General features: G+C 71.0%; 13 protein-coding genes and 1 pseudogene. 8 read left to right on the plus strand and 6 right to left on the minus strand.

What is annotated here, in order from left to right:
• Positions 1 to 5: 5 nt before the first annotated feature.
• Positions 6 to 809, minus strand: coding sequence for a transcriptional repressor LexA (gene lexA / locus IG62_RS0107125; RefSeq protein ID WP_030798828.1), 804 nt, complete (start codon positions 807 to 809; stop codon positions 6 to 8).
• A 479-nt stretch (positions 810 to 1,288) separates the two neighbouring features.
• On the opposite strand from lexA, the gene nrdR reads away from it, so the two are divergent.
• The gene (gene nrdR, locus IG62_RS0107130; protein WP_030798830.1) at positions 1,289 to 1,816 is read left to right on the plus strand and encodes a transcriptional regulator NrdR; all 528 of its coding nucleotides are present in this window, start codon (positions 1,289 to 1,291) and stop codon (positions 1,814 to 1,816) included.
• Positions 1,817 to 1,939: 123 nt separating this feature from the next.
• Complete coding sequence (locus IG62_RS0107135; RefSeq protein ID WP_030798832.1) at positions 1,940 to 4,819, plus strand: vitamin B12-dependent ribonucleotide reductase; 2,880 nt, start codon at positions 1,940 to 1,942, stop codon at positions 4,817 to 4,819.
• 70 nt (positions 4,820 to 4,889) lie between these two features.
• On the opposite strand, the gene IG62_RS49785 is transcribed toward IG62_RS0107135, so the two are convergent.
• Both IG62_RS49785 and IG62_RS49790 read right to left on the minus strand, forming a co-directional pair.
• Positions 4,890 to 5,372: a hypothetical protein gene (locus IG62_RS49785; protein WP_324604611.1), complete on the minus strand. Its 483-nt coding sequence runs from the start codon at positions 5,370 to 5,372 to the stop codon at positions 4,890 to 4,892.
• Positions 5,373 to 5,454: 82 nt separating this feature from the next.
• Positions 5,455 to 6,159 (minus strand): annotated as a pseudogene (locus IG62_RS49790) (MFS transporter); the annotation flags it as partial.
• A gap of 113 nt (positions 6,160 to 6,272) precedes the next feature.
• Here IG62_RS49790 and IG62_RS0107145 point away from each other — a divergent pair.
• A complete protein-coding gene (locus IG62_RS0107145; protein ID WP_051797704.1) occupies positions 6,273 to 6,860 on the plus strand; it encodes a CGNR zinc finger domain-containing protein in 588 nt (195 codons plus the stop codon).
• 66 nt (positions 6,861 to 6,926) lie between these two features.
• Here the strand turns inward: IG62_RS0107145 and IG62_RS0107150 are convergent, their stop codons facing one another.
• Positions 6,927 to 7,535: a TerD family protein gene (locus IG62_RS0107150; protein ID WP_420711052.1), complete on the minus strand. Its 609-nt coding sequence runs from the start codon at positions 7,533 to 7,535 to the stop codon at positions 6,927 to 6,929.
• Positions 7,536 to 7,656: 121 nt separating this feature from the next.
• Positions 7,657 to 8,244, minus strand: a complete 588-nt coding sequence (locus IG62_RS0107155; protein ID WP_030798838.1) for a TetR/AcrR family transcriptional regulator — start codon at positions 8,242 to 8,244, stop codon at positions 7,657 to 7,659.
• Positions 8,245 to 8,386: 142 nt separating this feature from the next.
• On the opposite strand from IG62_RS0107155, the gene IG62_RS0107160 reads away from it, so the two are divergent.
• Both IG62_RS0107160 and IG62_RS0107165 read left to right on the plus strand, forming a co-directional pair.
• Positions 8,387 to 9,799 carry an amidase gene (locus tag IG62_RS0107160; protein WP_030798840.1) on the plus strand — a complete coding sequence of 471 codons (1,413 nt, stop codon included), beginning with the start codon at positions 8,387 to 8,389 and terminating at the stop codon, positions 9,797 to 9,799.
• 60 nt (positions 9,800 to 9,859) lie between these two features.
• A complete protein-coding gene (locus IG62_RS0107165) occupies positions 9,860 to 10,465 on the plus strand; it encodes a YdbC family protein (protein ID WP_078871869.1) in 606 nt (201 codons plus the stop codon).
• A gap of 28 nt (positions 10,466 to 10,493) precedes the next feature.
• Here IG62_RS0107165 and IG62_RS0107170 read toward each other — a convergent pair whose 3' ends face one another.
• Positions 10,494 to 11,174: a TetR-like C-terminal domain-containing protein gene (locus IG62_RS0107170; protein ID WP_030798844.1), complete on the minus strand. Its 681-nt coding sequence runs from the start codon at positions 11,172 to 11,174 to the stop codon at positions 10,494 to 10,496.
• An 84-nt stretch (positions 11,175 to 11,258) separates the two neighbouring features.
• Between IG62_RS0107170 and IG62_RS0107175 the strand changes: the two genes are divergently transcribed.
• The 3 genes from IG62_RS0107175 to IG62_RS0107185 all read left to right on the plus strand — a co-directional run bounded on the left by IG62_RS0107175 (position 11,259) and on the right by IG62_RS0107185 (position 14,804).
• Positions 11,259 to 12,878: an ABC-F family ATP-binding cassette domain-containing protein gene (locus IG62_RS0107175; RefSeq protein ID WP_030798846.1), complete on the plus strand. Its 1,620-nt coding sequence runs from the start codon at positions 11,259 to 11,261 to the stop codon at positions 12,876 to 12,878.
• 346 nt (positions 12,879 to 13,224) lie between these two features.
• Entirely contained in the window at positions 13,225 to 13,884 is a 660-nt protein-coding gene (locus tag IG62_RS0107180; protein WP_030798848.1) for a histidine phosphatase family protein, read from the plus strand.
• An 11-nt stretch (positions 13,885 to 13,895) separates the two neighbouring features.
• A complete protein-coding gene (locus IG62_RS0107185) occupies positions 13,896 to 14,804 on the plus strand; it encodes an ADP-ribosylglycohydrolase family protein (RefSeq protein ID WP_030798851.1) in 909 nt (302 codons plus the stop codon).
• Positions 14,805 to 15,070 lie beyond the last annotated feature (266 nt).

The following is a 15,070-nucleotide window of genomic DNA, read 5'->3' on the forward strand; positions in this document are numbered from 1 at the left end:
GTGGGTCAGATCCGCCGCAGTACGGCCACCACCTTGCCGAGGATGGTCGCCTCGTCACCAGCGATCGGCTGGTACGCGGAGTTGTGCGGCAGCAGCCACACATGGCCGTCCTCGCGCTTGAAGCGCTTCACGGTGGCCTCGCCGTCCAGCATGGCGGCGACGATGTCACCGTTCTCGGCGACCGGCTGGCGGCGGACCGTGACCCAGTCGCCGTCGCAGATCGCGGCTTCGATCATGGAGTCGCCGACGACCTTCAGGACGAAGAGTTCACCGTCGCCGACGAGCTGGCGGGGGAGCGGGAAGACGTCCTCGACCGACTCCTCCGCGAGGATCGGGCCACCGGCCGCGATCCGGCCGACCAGCGGGACGTAGGACGCGGCCGGCTTGCCTGCGGTCTCCGTCGCGGCGCTGGTGGCGGTCTGATCCGAGCCGCGGACCTCGTACGCCCGCGGGCGGTGCGGGTCGCGTCGAAGGAAACCCTTGCGCTCGAGGGCCATGAGCTGGTGGGCGACGGACGAGGTGCTGGACAGCCCGACGGCCTGGCCGATCTCCCGCATGGACGGTGGATAGCCGCGCCGCTGCACCGAATCCCGGATCACCTCGATCACCCTGCGCTGGCGGTCCGTGAGCCCCGAACTGTCCGCGCGGATTCCTGGAGGCCGACCGGGAAGCGATCGGGCGGGCTTCTGCTCCTCGGAGTCCAACGTGGCGTCTTCCATCGGCGGCCGCGGTGCCTTTTGCGGTTGTTCGAACCGGCTCTGGGAGTGGCTTTGTGCGGTGATGGTCGCGCTGTCTGCGGTGGTGGTCACGTCGGCCCCTCTCGAAATGTTCTCCCTAGTTAGCCAACGGTAGTTGCTTTCGAAAGGTTGCGCCAAACACACGTTCGAGTGAAATATTCGCTGATTGGCTGACCCGATCAAGTGGCTGGGTGTATGGCCGAGCGACGAATTTCCGCGCGCAACGGAGGGGCCGTGCGGTCGGCCCGATTGTGTCATCCCGGCCCCGCCGCACCCCTGGGCGGGTGGCGTCCCGTACCCTCATGGGCGGCCGTCCGGCTCGCCCCCCTCGCGACACGCGGTAGGCGGACGTAAGCGGGCCGACACCACATCTAGTGGTTATATGCGTTCGGCCGCCCATAAGTTGTGGTGCCTGGTCCTTCGGGGCGCCGGGATCGCCTATGCTTGGGGCTGCTTCGGAGGGCCCCTGGCGGCCGGCCGGGGTCATTCGTCGTGTGCCGGGATCGTTGGCGTACGTACGTCCGTACAGCGAGGGTGAGGAGGGTCGAGACATGCACTGCCCCTTCTGCAGGCACCCCGACAGCCGGGTGGTCGACAGCCGGACCACGGACGACGGGACGGCGATCCGCCGGCGCCGTCAGTGCCCCGACTGCTCCCGCCGTTTCACGACCGTCGAGACGGCGTCCCTGATGGTGATCAAGCGGAGCGGGGTCACCGAGCCCTTCAGCCGCAACAAGGTCATCGCCGGGGTGCGGAAGGCGTGCCAGGGTCGCCCGGTCACCGAGGACGCACTCGCCAAGCTCGGCCAGCGGGTCGAGGAAGCGGTGCGCGCGACCGGCAGCGCCGAGCTGTCCACCCATGACGTCGGGCTCGCCATACTGGGCCCGCTGCAGGAACTCGACCTCGTCGCGTACCTGCGCTTCGCGTCCGTTTACCGGGCCTTCGATTCGCTCGAGGACTTCGAGGCGGCCATTGCCGAGCTGCGGGAGCAGCGCGAGCAGGGCCCGCCCGGCCCGGGCTGCGGGAGTGACGGGGAGGCCGACGCGGCCGTTCCCGCGCCCGCCACCGCCGCCGACTGAGCTCGGCGCGCATCCAGACCTGTATCGGGGCGAGAGCAGGGCGCCCCGGTAGCAGAAAGACAAACACCGTGCCACGGAATGCGTGCGCACATATGGGCGTTTGCCCGTATACAGGGAGGCGGAATGACAGAGACGACGAGCGGCCCGGCACGAGGCTCCCGCGCCAAGGGCAGCAAGGCGAGCAAGGGTCTGCGTATCGAGCGCATTCACACCACGCCCGGAGTGCATCCGTACGACGAGGTGGAATGGGCGAGCCGTGACGTCGTCATGACCAATTGGCGCGACGGCTCGGTCAATTTCGAGCAGCGTGGCGTCGAGTTCCCCGAGTTCTGGTCGGTGAACGCGGTCAACATCGTCACGAGCAAGTACTTCCGTGGCGCGGTGGGCTCCCCGAGCCGTGAGTCGAGCCTCAAGCAGCTGATCGACCGCGTGGTCAAGACCTACCGCAAGAGCGGTGAGGAGAACGGTTACTTCGCCTCCCCGGCGGACGCCGAGATCTTCGAGCACGAGCTGGCGTACGCCCTGCTGCACCAGGTCTTCAGCTTCAACTCCCCGGTGTGGTTCAACGTCGGCACCAAGCAGCCGCAGCAGGTCAGCGCCTGCTTCATCCTGTCCGTGGACGACTCCATGGAGTCGATCCTGGACTGGTACAAGGAAGAGGGGATGATCTTCAAGGGTGGCTCCGGTGCCGGTCTGAACCTCTCCCGCATCCGCTCCTCCAAGGAACTGCTCTCCTCCGGTGGCAACGCCTCCGGCCCGGTCTCCTTCATGCGCGGCGCCGACGCCTCCGCCGGAACGATCAAGTCCGGTGGCGCCACCCGACGTGCGGCCAAGATGGTCGTGCTCGACGTCGACCACCCGGACGTCGAGGCCTTCATCGAGACCAAGGTGAAGGAGGAGGAGAAGATCCGCGCGCTGCGCGACGCGGGCTTCGACATGGACCTGGGCGGCGACGACATCACGTCCGTCCAGTACCAGAACGCCAACAACTCGGTCCGCGTGAACGACGAGTTCATGAAGGCCGTCGAGTCCGGCTCGAAGTTCGGCCTGCGCGGCCGCCTGACCGGTGAGGTCATCGAGGAGGTCGACGCCAAGGGCCTGTTCCGCAAGATGGCGGAGGCCGCCTGGGCGTGCGCCGACCCCGGCATCCAGTACGACGACACCATCAACCACTGGCACACCTCGCCGGAGACGGGCCGGATCACCGCCTCCAACCCGTGCAGTGAGTACATGCACCTGGACAACTCCTCGTGCAACCTCGCCTCGCTCAACCTCCTGAAGTTCCTGCGCGACGACGACCTGGGCAACCAGTCCTTCGACGCGGAGCGCTTCGCCAAGGTCGTCGAGCTGGTCATCACCGCAATGGACATCTCCATCTGCTTCGCCGACTTCCCCACCCAGAAGATCGGTGAGACCACCCGCGCCTACCGCCAGCTGGGCATCGGCTACGCCAACCTGGGCGCCCTGCTGATGGCCACCGGCCACGCCTACGACTCCGACGGCGGCCGCGCGCTGGCGGGTGCCATCACCTCCCTGATGACCGGCACCTCCTACCGCCGCTCCGCCGAACTGGCCGCGGTCGTCGGCCCGTACGACGGCTACGCCCGGAACGCCGACGCCCACAAGCGCGTCATGAAGCAGCACTCGGACGCCAATGCCACCGCGGTGCGCATGGACGACCTGGACACCCCGGTCTGGGCCGCGGCCACCGAGGCCTGGCAGGACGTGCTGCGCCTCGGCGAGAAGAACGGCTTCCGCAACGCCCAGGCGTCCGTGCTGGCCCCGACCGGCACGATCGGCCTGATGATGGACTGCGACACCACGGGTGTCGAGCCGGACCTGGCGCTGGTCAAGTTCAAGAAGCTGGTCGGCGGCGGCTCCATGCAGATCGTGAACAACACGGTCCCCAAGGCGCTCAAGCGGCTCGGCTACCAGCCCGAGCAGGTCGAGGCGATCGTCGCGCACATCGCCGACCACGGCAATGTCGTCAACGCCCCGGGCCTCAAGCCGGAGCACTACGAGGTCTTCGACTGCGCCATGGGCGAGCGCTCCATCTCCCCGATGGGCCACGTCCGCATGATGGCCGCCGCCCAGCCGTTCCTGTCCGGTGCCATCTCCAAGACGGTCAACGTCCCGGAGACGGCCACCGTGGAGGAGATCGAGGACGTCTACTTCCAGGGCTGGAAGCTCGGCCTGAAGGCGCTGGCGATCTACCGCGACAACTGCAAGGTCGGCCAGCCGCTCTCCGCCAAGAAGAAGGAGGAGGAGAAGAAGGCGGTGGCCGCGCCGGTCGCCGAGAAGGTCGTCGAGTACCGCCCGGTCCGCAGGCGCCTCCCCAAGGGCCGTCCGGGGATCACCACCTCCTTCACGGTCGGCGGTGCCGAGGGCTACATGACCGCCAACTCCTACCCGGACGACGGTCTTGGTGAGGTCTTCCTGAAGATGTCCAAGCAGGGCTCGACCCTCGCGGGCATGATGGACGCCTTCTCCATCGCGGTGTCCGTCGGCCTCCAGTACGGCGTCCCGTTGGAGACCTACGTCTCGAAGTTCACCAACATGCGCTTCGAGCCGGCCGGTATGACCGACGACCCGGACGTGCGGATGGCGCAGTCGATCGTCGACTACATCTTCCGCCGCCTGGCGCTGGACTTCCTGCCGTTCGAGACCCGCTCGGCGCTCGGCATCCACTCCGTCGAGGAGCGCACGCGCCACCTGGAGACCGGTTCGTACGAGCCGTCCGACGACGAGGTCGACGTCGAGGGCCTGGCCCAGTCGGCGCCGCGCCAGATCGACCCGCCGAAGGAGTCCACCCCGGCGGTGAAGATCGTCGAGGAGACCGCCGCCCCGGCTCCCAAGCAGGCGCACACCAACGCCGAACTGGTCGAGATGCAGCTGGGCATCAACGCCGACGCCCCGCTGTGCTTCTCCTGCGGCACGAAGATGCAGCGCGCGGGCAGCTGCTACCTGTGCGAGGGCTGCGGGTCGACCAGCGGCTGCAGCTGAGCCGGTGACGGGCCGCGCCGGAGAGGTCTTCGGAGCGGCCCGTACGGCCCGGGTGACGGGCTGAGAGGGCTCAAGGACGTACGGAGGGGACCGGTCGGGCGCCGGTCCCCTCCGGCGTGTCCGGGGCGCCGTCGCGGCCGCTCGTCCGGGGGCGGAGCAGCAAGTTCAGGGCCGCGGCGGCCAGCTGGACACCGGCGATGCCGGCCAGGAGGAGAGCCGGCGGCAGTGCGGCCGCCACGCCGACGAGCGTCGCGCCCACGGCTGCGGCGGTGAACTTCAGTCCTGCCCCCAGGGTGAAGACCTGCGCCCGGGTCCGCGGCGGCGCGTACGCGGCGCGGATGCGGAGTGTGGCGGTCAGCAACGGACCGTCGCATACGCCCGCAAAGGTGAAGAGGGCCAGGCCGGCCACGGGGGACGGGATCAGCGCGGCGGCGGCCAGTGCCAGGCCGGTCCCGCACAGGGCGACGGTGGCGAGGCGGTGATCCGGGAGGAGCGCCGGCCGGCGGGCCACCACCAGTGAGCCGACGAGCGCCCCGATGGCGAACGCGGTCATCAGGGCGCCCCCTGCCCCCCGGGTGTCCCCGGTGGGCGGCGAGCAGCACCGTAGTGGTGGTGAGACCTCCGAGGCCGCCGAAGGCCAGACAGGTCGCCGCCGTGATGGCGCGCAGCTCACGGGTACGCCACACGGCCGCGAGTCCGGCCACGAGGTCCGCGCGCAGGGTGGTGGCCGGTGCGGCGCCGGACGCCGGCTGTTCCGCGGGCCCGTATGGCAGTCCGCCGGACAGCGCCGCTCCGAGGGCCGCCGCGACCCCGAGGAGCAGTGTGGCCGCGCCGGGTGAGGCCAGTGCGGCCACCGCGCTGACCACGGCGGGCCCGGCGACCGAGGCGGCGTTGTAGACCGTCGCGTCCAGGGCGTAGGCCCGGTCGCGCCGTGCGCCCGCCGGCAGCAGGACGGCGATCAGGCTGGAGAGACCTCCGGAGACGACCGGGCCGCAAGCGCCGCCGGCCAGGGCGACGGCCAGCGTCACCGGCAGTGGGGCCCGCCCGAGGAGCTGCGACAGTACGGCGATGGCCGCGGCGAAACCGCCCAGCGCCCCGAGGTAGCACAGTCGCAGGTGGCGCACCCGGGGAGCGAGGGCGCCCACCAGGGGAGCGGCGATCACATGGGGTGCCATCCAGGCGGTGAGGACGAACGCGCCCTGCGCCGCGCTCCCGGTCCGTTGTACCGCCAGCAGGACGACCGCCACGGCCGTCCCTTCATCGGCGAGGCGGGCGAAGAAGGCGGTGGCCAGATAGAGCGGTAATCCTGAGCGTTCCCTCAGGGCGGGCTGTCGCGGCATGCGCTTCTCCAGGTGTCCGGTGAGCCGTCCTCAGCCCAAAGGATGCGGCGTAACGGCTAATTGACACAAGCCGTTACGCTGGAGGAGTGTGAACGGGACCATGGGTGTGCGCCATGAGCGCGGAGAGCGGGGAGTCCGTGACGGCTGAGGCGGCGGGGATGCGTGGGTTCCGGCCCGCGGACCGGCTGAAGGATCTGGTGAATGCGGTACGCGCGGATCCTGGTATCTCCCGGGAGGCGCTGGCCGGGCTGCTCACGCGCCACGGGGAACGCCCGGAGGACCTCACCGAGCAGGCGTTCACCGGAGAGGACGCCGAGGGGCTGCGGGCGGCCGCGTACCGGCTCGGCGCTCTCCTCGCCGAGCCCGACGTCGACCGGGCCGCCCACGCCATCAATGCACTGCTGACCGAATGCGGCGCCCGTCCGCGCCTCTCACGGCACGACGGACACACCTGGCACCTGCACATCGACCGGGGGGACGACGCGACCTGGGCCGAGTGGTTCACCGCCTCAAGTGCCCTGGCGCTGTCGCAGATCCTCACCGAGTACGGCCGGATGCCCTGGGGGGAATGCGCCGCTCCGGGGTGCACCACGCTCTATCTGGGCACCGGCCCCGGGAGCGCGCGCCGCTACTGCTCGACCGCCTGCGCGTCACGGGCACGGGTCGCGGCGCACCGCCGCCGCAAGAGGGAGGGCGGATAGCGGCGCGCTCCCAGGGGCAGTCAAGCGGCGCGGACCGCTCCGGCGGGTGCCGCGGGAACGCCTTGGTCAGTGCCCCATCAGCCGGGCGAAGTCGGCCGGTTCGGCGTCGTAGCCCCGGAGCGCGGAGTTGAAGCGCCAGTTGCCCGTCTCGTCCCGGATGAACTCGGCGACCGTCGTGGCGGTCGACTCCGCGACCTCGGCGAAGCCGTGTGAGGCCAGGTCGGTGTAGCCCTCGCGGATGCGTACGGCCGCGTTGGCGACGTCGCCGAAGGTGATGCGGTCTTCGCCCTGCTGGATGGCCACGCCGACGACCACCCGTACGTAGGTCTCGGACAGCCGGTCCAGTTCCAGCGTCATGATCTCGTCCCAGCCGAAACCCTGGCCCGTCCGGCTGTCGCGGTTCAGGCTGATGGTTCCGTCGGGCGACCGGCTGTCGAAGTGCACCAGGTAGGCCGGGTCGCCGTGCGGGGCGTCGGCCGGATAGGGCGCCGCGACGATGTCGAGGTCATGGTCCGGCGCGCCCAGCGGGCTCGGATCCCATTTGAGCGCTACTTCGACCTTTTCGATCCCTTTGTTGAGCGTGCTCACCGGGCTTCCCTTCCCTCGTCCCCCGGGGGTGCGGAACCGCCGACGTGGTGGCGCGGACGGGCCCCGGGACTTCCCGTTGGCGACCATCGTGCCACGCTCCGTGGCCGAGGGTGCCGGAGAACTTCCGCTGGTCAGAGGTGACTTGATGCCGTTGCTGTTGGCCGGAAAATGCCCTTGGCGGCTCGGGGAGGGATGTTCCGTATGTGTCTCAGGGCGCCTTCTGGTTCCAGAGATGGCGCAGATGGCCGTCGAGGACGTCCAGGGCGGTGGCGGGGGACAGGTGGCCGATCAGGACATGGGTGGTGAGGCCGTCGGCGAGGGCGAGGAGCGTGCGTGCTGCCCGCTCCGGGTCTTCGGTGTCGGAAGCCTCGGAGATCAGTCGCGTGAACACTGTCTGCAGACCTGTGTAGTTGCTGCGCAGGATTTCGGCCAGTGGTGGGCTGACGGCGGCTTGCGCCACGAAGGCGAGCCAGACCCGGGCCTCGGCCCGGTGCTCGTCCCGGAGCAGTGAGACCTCGGTTGCGGCGTGGCCCAACGCCGTGCGTGCCGACTGTGCGGGCGAGGCGGTGAGCCGTGCCGACACCCGTGCGCCGACCCGCTCGCCGATGTGGCCGAGCGCGAAGACCAGCATCTCCTCCTTGGTCCGGAAGCAGCGCTGGACGGCTCCCATGGACACGTCGGCGCGCGCCGCGACATCGCGGAGCGTCACACCCTCCAGTCCGCTCTCGTCGGCGAGTTGGCACACCGCCTCGGCGATCTGCCGACGTCGGCCCTCGTGGTCCACCTGCTTGGGCATCCCGTGCGCTCCGGTTTATTCGATGCGGGCGTATCGCTGGCAAGGTTACGATGCCGAAGTGATGCAGGTGCATCGGAAAAGGGTCGGCCTGGTACCCGCGGCGGAACGTGCGACGTCCGGTCCCGGGCCCGAAAGGGGAGAAATGCACAGCGTGTTGTGGAAGCTGACCGCCGCTGCCCAGGCGGCGGCGGTGCGCGACGGAGAGGTGTCGGCGGTGGAGCTGGTTGATGCGCACCTGGCGCGGATCGCCGAGGTCAACTCGGCCGTCAATGCCGTCACTCAGCTGCTCGCCGAGCGTGCCCGGACCGAAGCGGCGGCGGTCGACCGCAAGCGCGCCGAGGGGGCGGAGCTGGGGCCGCTGGCCGGGGTGCCGTTCACGGTGAAGGAGAGCACCGCCATCGAGGGCGTACCGACGACCTTCGGCGCGGGGCGCTTCCGTGACCTCGTCGCACGCTCCGATGCGCCCCCGGTGGCAAGGCTGCGCGCGGCGGGCGCCATCCCCCTCGGACACAGCAACATGCCGACGCTCATCCTGGCCGGTGTCCACACCCGGAGCGAGCTGTTCGGTGACACCGCGAACCCCTGGAGTGGGGCGGTCACCCCGGGTGGCACCAGTGGTGGCGACGGTGCGGCCGTGGCGAGCGGCATGGCTCCGCTCGGCCTCGGCAACGACTCCGGGGGGTCGGTGCGCATCCCGGCGTCCTTCTGTGGTGTGGCCGGACTCAAGCCCACCTACGGGCGGTTCGCCGCCGATCACCGCATCGGGCCCGACGATCCCACCCTCGCGGCCCAGTTCCTCGTGGTAGACGGGCCGTTGGCCCGTACGGTCGGTGATCTCCGGCTCGCCTACGAGGTGCTGGCCGGAGCCGATCCCCGCGACCCGAGGGCGGTACCGGTGCCCCTGTACGGCGAGCCGCTGAAGCGGCCCGTCAAGGTGGCGATGGTGACCGACCCGGGTGGGCACGGTGTGCACCCTTCGGTGCGCAGGGCGGTGGAGAGTGCCGCGGACGCGCTCCGGGACGCCGGGTACGAGGTGAGCGAGGTGGCTGATGTGCCGCGGCTGGACGAGGCCCTGGAGGCGTACGCCCGCATGACGCGCACCGAGTTCGCCACCACCTGGCCGGTGGTCAAGCCGCTGCTCGGCGAGGGCGGGCACCGCTACATCGAGCGGGGCATGGCGGAGGTCGCTCCGGTGGGGCTGACCGAGTACCTGCGGCTGACCGGCGTGCGGATGGGCATCCAACGGGACTGGGCGCAGTTCCTGGACGAGTATCCGCTGGTCCTGGGCCCGGTGTTCACCGAGCCGCCGTTCGCGCCGGGGGAGGAGGTGCGGGACGACGAGGGCTATCGGCGGGTGCAGAACGCCATGCGGCTGTGTACGGCCACCAGCTTCGTGGGGGTCCCCGCGGTCGCCGTGCCCACCGGAGTGGTGGCGGGGCTCCCGTACGGCGTGCAGCTGATCGGCCGCTCCTACCGGGAGGACCTGTGTCTGGAGGCCGCCGAGGAGGTGGAGCGGCGGCTGGGAGTGCTGACGCCCATCGATCCCCGCCCGTAAGGAAGTTCGGGGTGGTACGCACAGTGATCCGGATCGGCTCCCGAGCCGTACGATGGCGCGGTGCTGGTCAAGTGGATTCGCCTCACCGTAGTGGACCGTCGAGGTTTCGAGCGGGGGCAGCGGAAATGGGCGGGGCTGCTGGGTGAACCGGGGTTTCGTGGACAGGGCGGCGGATGGAGCCGGGCCCGGCCGGACGTGGCGCATCTGGTCGCCTTCTGGGAGAGCCGGGCGTTCTACGACTCCTTCATGGCCCGCTCGCACGACCGGCTCGCGGCCGCCCAGACCGGCACCTACAAGGACGCCCAAGTCCGCCTCTTCGAGCACGAATTCGATGTGAAGGTGGGCTTCCGGCCGGCGTTCGGTGACGTGGACGTGCTGCGGCTGGCGCACTGCCAGGTGCGCCAGGACCGCGTGGACCACTTCATGCTCATGCAGGAGAAGGTCTGGAACCCGGCGATGGCGGGCTCGCCGGGGATGCTCCGGGGGATGCTGGGGCGGGCGCCCGGGGAGGAGTTCCTGGTCCTCTCGATGTGGCAGTCGGCGGCGGAACGCGGGAAGTACCGGCCCGAACGGGTGGAACGTCTGGCGCTGCGGGCCCAGATAGCCGCGGACGTCCGGGCGATCGCCGGGGACGTGGTGCGGCTCGAACCGTCCTGGACGGTGTGACCGGCCCGGTCCGCCCCGCCTCCCGGAGTCAGGAGGCGGCCGGGTCCGGAGCCGCTCCCACGGTGTCGCCACCGGCGAACGCCCCCGCCCGTGCCGCGGCCAGCGTGACCGCCACGGCCTGGTCGGCGAGTGTGCGGTCGATCGGCTCACGGGTGATGAACAGCCGGAAGAAGAGCGGCGCCGAGACGGACCGGACGAGCGCGCCGGCGTCCAACGGGGCGGCCAACTCCTCGCGTGCGACCGCGCGTTCCACGATGGCCTCGCAGCGCGTGAACCGCTCGGCGTAGTAGGCGCGCAGTGCCTCCGCGGCCCGTTCCGACTGGAAGGCGGCGGCGATCATCGCGGAGCCCGACGAGGCCACCGCGGGGTCGGTGAAGGAGGCGACGACCTCATGGGCGAGCGCCCGCAGATCGCCTTCCAATGACCCGGTGTCCGGCGGTGTCCAGCTGTCCTCGCCCGCCAGGTCGAGGGCGTCCGCGACCAGGCCCTCGACGTCCTTCCAGCGGCGGTACAGCGTGGTCTTGTGCACGCCGGAGTGCTCGGCGACATATTCGACCGTCAGGCCGGGGTAGCCGTACTCGGTGAGGCCGGCCAGCACCGCGTCGCGGACCGCGGCGCGGGTGCGGGCGGTCCTGCCGCCGGGACGGCGGGTGCCGGGGGCGGAGGGCTCGGCGCTGCCGGCCTTGTCCCGCGCGGGTTCTCCAGTCAATTGCAACTCCAGTTGCGTTAGTTGGGTGGACTGTGTCATCCTCAGCGTAACGCAACGAGTGTTGCGTTTACTGGGGGAGGTTGTATGCCCACTCAGATCTCATTGCACGACATCACCACATCGCATGGCGAGCGCCGGCTGCTCGACGGCGTCTCACTGTCGGTGCGGCCCGGCGAACGCGTCGGGATCGTGGGGGAGAACGGCGCCGGGAAGTCGACGCTGCTGCGCCTGATCGCGGGCGTCGAGCAGCCGGACGAGGGCCATGTCGTGCTGACCGCCGACGGCGGCATCGGATATCTCGGACAGACTCCCGACCTCCCGCCGGACCACACCGTCCAGGACGCGATCGACGCGGCACTGGCCGACCTCAGGGACCTGGAGCGCCGGCTCCGCACACTGGAGAGCGGACTCGGCGACGCCACGGTCGCCCGGCTCGACGAGTACGGCGATCTGCTCACGCTGTTCGAGCTGCGCGGCGGCTATGAGGCCGACGCCCGCGTCGAGGCGGCCCTGCACGCCCTCGGCCTGGAAGGACTGGGCCACGACCGGCTCCTGGGCAGTCTCTCCGGCGGTGAGCAGGCCCGCCTGGGCCTCGCCTGCCTCATCGCCGCGGCCCCCGAGGTGATGCTCCTCGACGAACCGACCAACCACCTCGACGCCGCCGCGCTGGACTGGCTGGAGGGCGCGCTGCTCGCCCACCGGGGCACGGTCCTCGCCGTCTCGCACGACCGACTCTTCCTCCAGCGGATCGCCACCGTGATCGTCGAGGTCGACGCCGACCGTCGGGCACTCGTCCGCTACGGCGACGGCTACGGCACCTTCGTGGCGGCCAAGGCCACCGCCCGCCGGCGCTGGGAGCAGGAGTACGCCACGTGGTGCGCAGAGATCACCCGCCTCACCGACTTCGCAGCGGATACGGCGCACGGCGTCGCTCCGGGCCGGGCCATCAAGGACGGCAACAAGATGGCGTACGACCGGGCCAAGGGCCGGGTCCAGGCATCGGTGTCCAGCCGGGTGCGCAACGCCCAGGAGCGGCTGCGCAGACTCACGGACCACCCGGTCCCCAAGCCCCCGGAACCGCTCCGCTTCCGGGCGGCACCGGGCCTCGGCGGGACCGAGGGCACCCTCGTTGAGCTCGACGGCGTACGGGTCGGGGACCGGCTCGCCGTGGACGCCCTCAGCGTCACGGCGGGGGAGCGGCTGCTCATCCACGGCCCCAACGGCGCCGGCAAGACCACCCTGCTCAGGGTCCTGGCCGGGCTCACGGCACCGGACAGCGGCACGGTGCTGCGCCGGGGAAGGATCGGCTTCCTCGCCCAGGAGATACCGGTCTCCCGCCCGGCCGAGCCGCTGCTGGAGGCCTTCCGCCGTGGCCTGTCCGGCCATCCGGAAGAGCTGGCTGAGCTGCTGCTGTCGTTCGGGCTGTTCCGCGAACGTGATCTCCAGGTGCCCGTCGGGGCACTGTCGGCAGGGCAGCGGCGCCGTCTCGCACTGGCCCGGCTGCTGGCCCGCCCGGCCGACCTGCTGCTGCTCGACGAACCCACCAACCACCTCGCCCTCGGCCTGGTCGAGGAGCTCGAAGCGGCACTGGCGGCCTGGCCCGGTGCCCTGGTCGTGGTCACTCACGACCGCCTGCTGCGCCGGCGCTTCGGCGGCCGCCCCTACGAGATACGCGACGGCCGCCCGGCCCTGGTCGCTGCCTGAGCCGGTTGCCTGCCGAGGTCACCGCCGCGATCGGTGCGGGACCAAGCCGAGAGCGTCGCCGTCCGCTTCCGGCGCGGCCACGTTTCCCATCGGTGCGCTGACGTGCAGCACGGGCCCTGGCGGACATCCACGCCGACCCGATCGACGGGACGAGCCGGACCGGCCCGTCGAGGCCGGTCACCACCGCAGGCGTCCACGGCGGGCGTCCGCCGTCTGCGCCGACAGCCACTGCCACCGCCGGCGCGGCCATGTCCCATGTCCTCGGCAAGCCGGGCGCCGAACGCCCAGACCCTCCCGCAACGGCCCGCGTGCGGCATGTACAGGGCAGGCGTTTTAGGCTGGCCGCATGGCTCGCCCCCGACGCATCGTGCTCCTCCGTCATGGGGAGTCGGAGGGGAACATCGACGACTCCATCTACGAGCGGGAGCCGGACCACGCCCTCTCCCTCACCAAGGCGGGGCGGCGGCAGGCGGAGGAGGCCGGTGCCCCGCTCCGCGAGATGTTCGGCGACGAGCGGATCTCCGCCTACGTCTCGCCCTACCGGCGCACCCACCAGACCTTCCGCGAGCTCGCCCTCGACCCGGGCAAGGTCCGGGTGCGCGAGGAGCCGCGGCTGCGCGAGCAGGACTGGGGCAACTGGCAGGACCGCGATGACGTACGGCTGCAGAAGGCGTACCGGGATGCGTACGGTCACTTCTTCTACCGTTTCGCCCAGGGCGAGTCCGGTGCGGACGTCTACGACCGGGTCGGGGCGTTCCTGGAGAGCCTGTGGCGCAGCTTCGAGGACCCGAACCATCCGCCGAACGTCCTGATCGTCACGCACGGTCTCACCATGCGGTTGTTCTGCATGCGCTGGTTCCACTGGACCGTCGCCGAATTCGAGTCGCTGTCCAACCCGGGCAACGCCGAATGGCGCACCCTGCTGCTCGGACCGGACGGCCGCTACACCCTCGACCGGCCCTTCGAGCGCTGGTGTGAACCCGAGCCTTATGGCGTCACCGGTTAAAGTGCACACCGATGACCCCCGACCACCGTGACGCAGACCGCTGTGCGCGGGCTCTGGCGAGCCTGCGCGGACTGTCCGTGGGCGATGCCCTCGGATCCCAGTTCTTCGTCCCCGCCCACTATCCTGCCCTCAAGCGCCGCGAGCTGCCGCCCACCCCGTGGCAGTGGACCGACGACACGGAGATGGCCTGCTCCGTCCTGGCCGTGCTCGTCACGCACGGCCGGATCGACCAGGACGCCCTGGCCGCCTCCTTCGCCGACCACCACGACTTCGACCGCGGCTACGGCCCGGCCGTCAACCGCCTGCTCCGGCTGATCCGCGAGGGCGGCGACTGGCGCGAGCTGTCGTCGGCGCTCTTCAACGGCCAGGGGTCCTGGGGCAACGGCGCCGCCATGCGCATCGCGCCCCTCGGCGCGTGGTACGCCGACGACCCCGAGCAGGCCACGCACCAGGCGGAGATCTCCGCCTACACCACGCACCAGCACCGCGAGGCCGTGGTCGGCGCCATGGCCGTGGCCGCGGCGGCCGCCCTGGTCGCCGACCCGAGCCGGCAGACCGGCCCCGAGGAGCTGCTCGACGGGGTACTGGAGCTGATCCCGCGCAGCGCCGTACAGGCCGGACTCCGCCGGGCGAGGGACATGCTCGACTACGCCGACTCCGGCACCGTCGCCGCCGTCCTGGGCTGCGGCCGGCGCACCAGCGCCCATGACACCGTGCCCTTCACCCTGTGGGCGGCGGCCCGCCATCTCGGCAACTACGAGAAGGCCTTCTGGACAACCGTGCGGGCCGGCGGCGATGTCGACACCACCTGCGGCATCGTCGGCGGGATCGTGGCCGCCGACCCCGCCGGCGCGCCCCCCGCGGCATGGCTGGAGGGCACCGAGCCCCTCCCGTCCTGGGCTCCCACCCTCGAAGACTGACCACACGCACGACCACCCCTGCCCCACGACTCCGCGCCCCGGCCGGAAGCTGATCCTTCACTCCGTGGTCGGCCGAGTTCCCGGACGCGACCGGTGGGCGCCAACGCGCGGGGCGGACCCCCAACTTCGCGCTGCCCGCTCGCGTCCGAGCAGACGCACGGCAACGATCCGCAGGTCCGGGAAGGCCGCACACCGGCGGCTCGCGTACCCATCGGTAGGGTCACCTGCTCAGCCCGCCCGTTCCCGCACCGGCACCGTTTGCGGCC

Source organism: Streptomyces sp. NRRL S-337 (assembly GCF_000720175.1).
In the GTDB taxonomy this organism is placed as follows: Bacteria; Actinomycetota; Actinomycetes; order Streptomycetales; family Streptomycetaceae; genus Streptomyces; species Streptomyces siderophoricus.

Excerpts from the sequence above, each read along its gene's own strand:
- nrdR (WP_030798830.1), top strand. The coding sequence starts at position 1,289 with ATGCACTGCCCCTTCTGCAGGCACCCCGACAGCCGGGTGGTCGACAGC.
- IG62_RS0107135 (WP_030798832.1), top strand. The coding sequence starts at position 1,940 with ATGACAGAGACGACGAGCGGCCCGGCACGAGGCTCCCGCGCCAAGGGC.
- IG62_RS49785 (WP_324604611.1), bottom strand. The coding sequence starts at position 5,372 with ATGACCGCGTTCGCCATCGGGGCGCTCGTCGGCTCACTGGTGGTGGCC.
- IG62_RS0107145 (WP_051797704.1), top strand. The coding sequence starts at position 6,273 with ATGAGCGCGGAGAGCGGGGAGTCCGTGACGGCTGAGGCGGCGGGGATG.
- IG62_RS0107150 (WP_420711052.1), bottom strand. The coding sequence starts at position 7,535 with ATGGTCGCCAACGGGAAGTCCCGGGGCCCGTCCGCGCCACCACGTCGG.
- IG62_RS0107155 (WP_030798838.1), bottom strand. The coding sequence starts at position 8,244 with ATGCCCAAGCAGGTGGACCACGAGGGCCGACGTCGGCAGATCGCCGAG.
- IG62_RS0107160 (WP_030798840.1), top strand. The coding sequence starts at position 8,387 with ATGCACAGCGTGTTGTGGAAGCTGACCGCCGCTGCCCAGGCGGCGGCG.
- IG62_RS0107175 (WP_030798846.1), top strand. The coding sequence starts at position 11,259 with ATGCCCACTCAGATCTCATTGCACGACATCACCACATCGCATGGCGAG.
- IG62_RS0107180 (WP_030798848.1), top strand. The coding sequence starts at position 13,225 with ATGGCTCGCCCCCGACGCATCGTGCTCCTCCGTCATGGGGAGTCGGAG.
- IG62_RS0107185 (WP_030798851.1), top strand. The coding sequence starts at position 13,896 with ATGACCCCCGACCACCGTGACGCAGACCGCTGTGCGCGGGCTCTGGCG.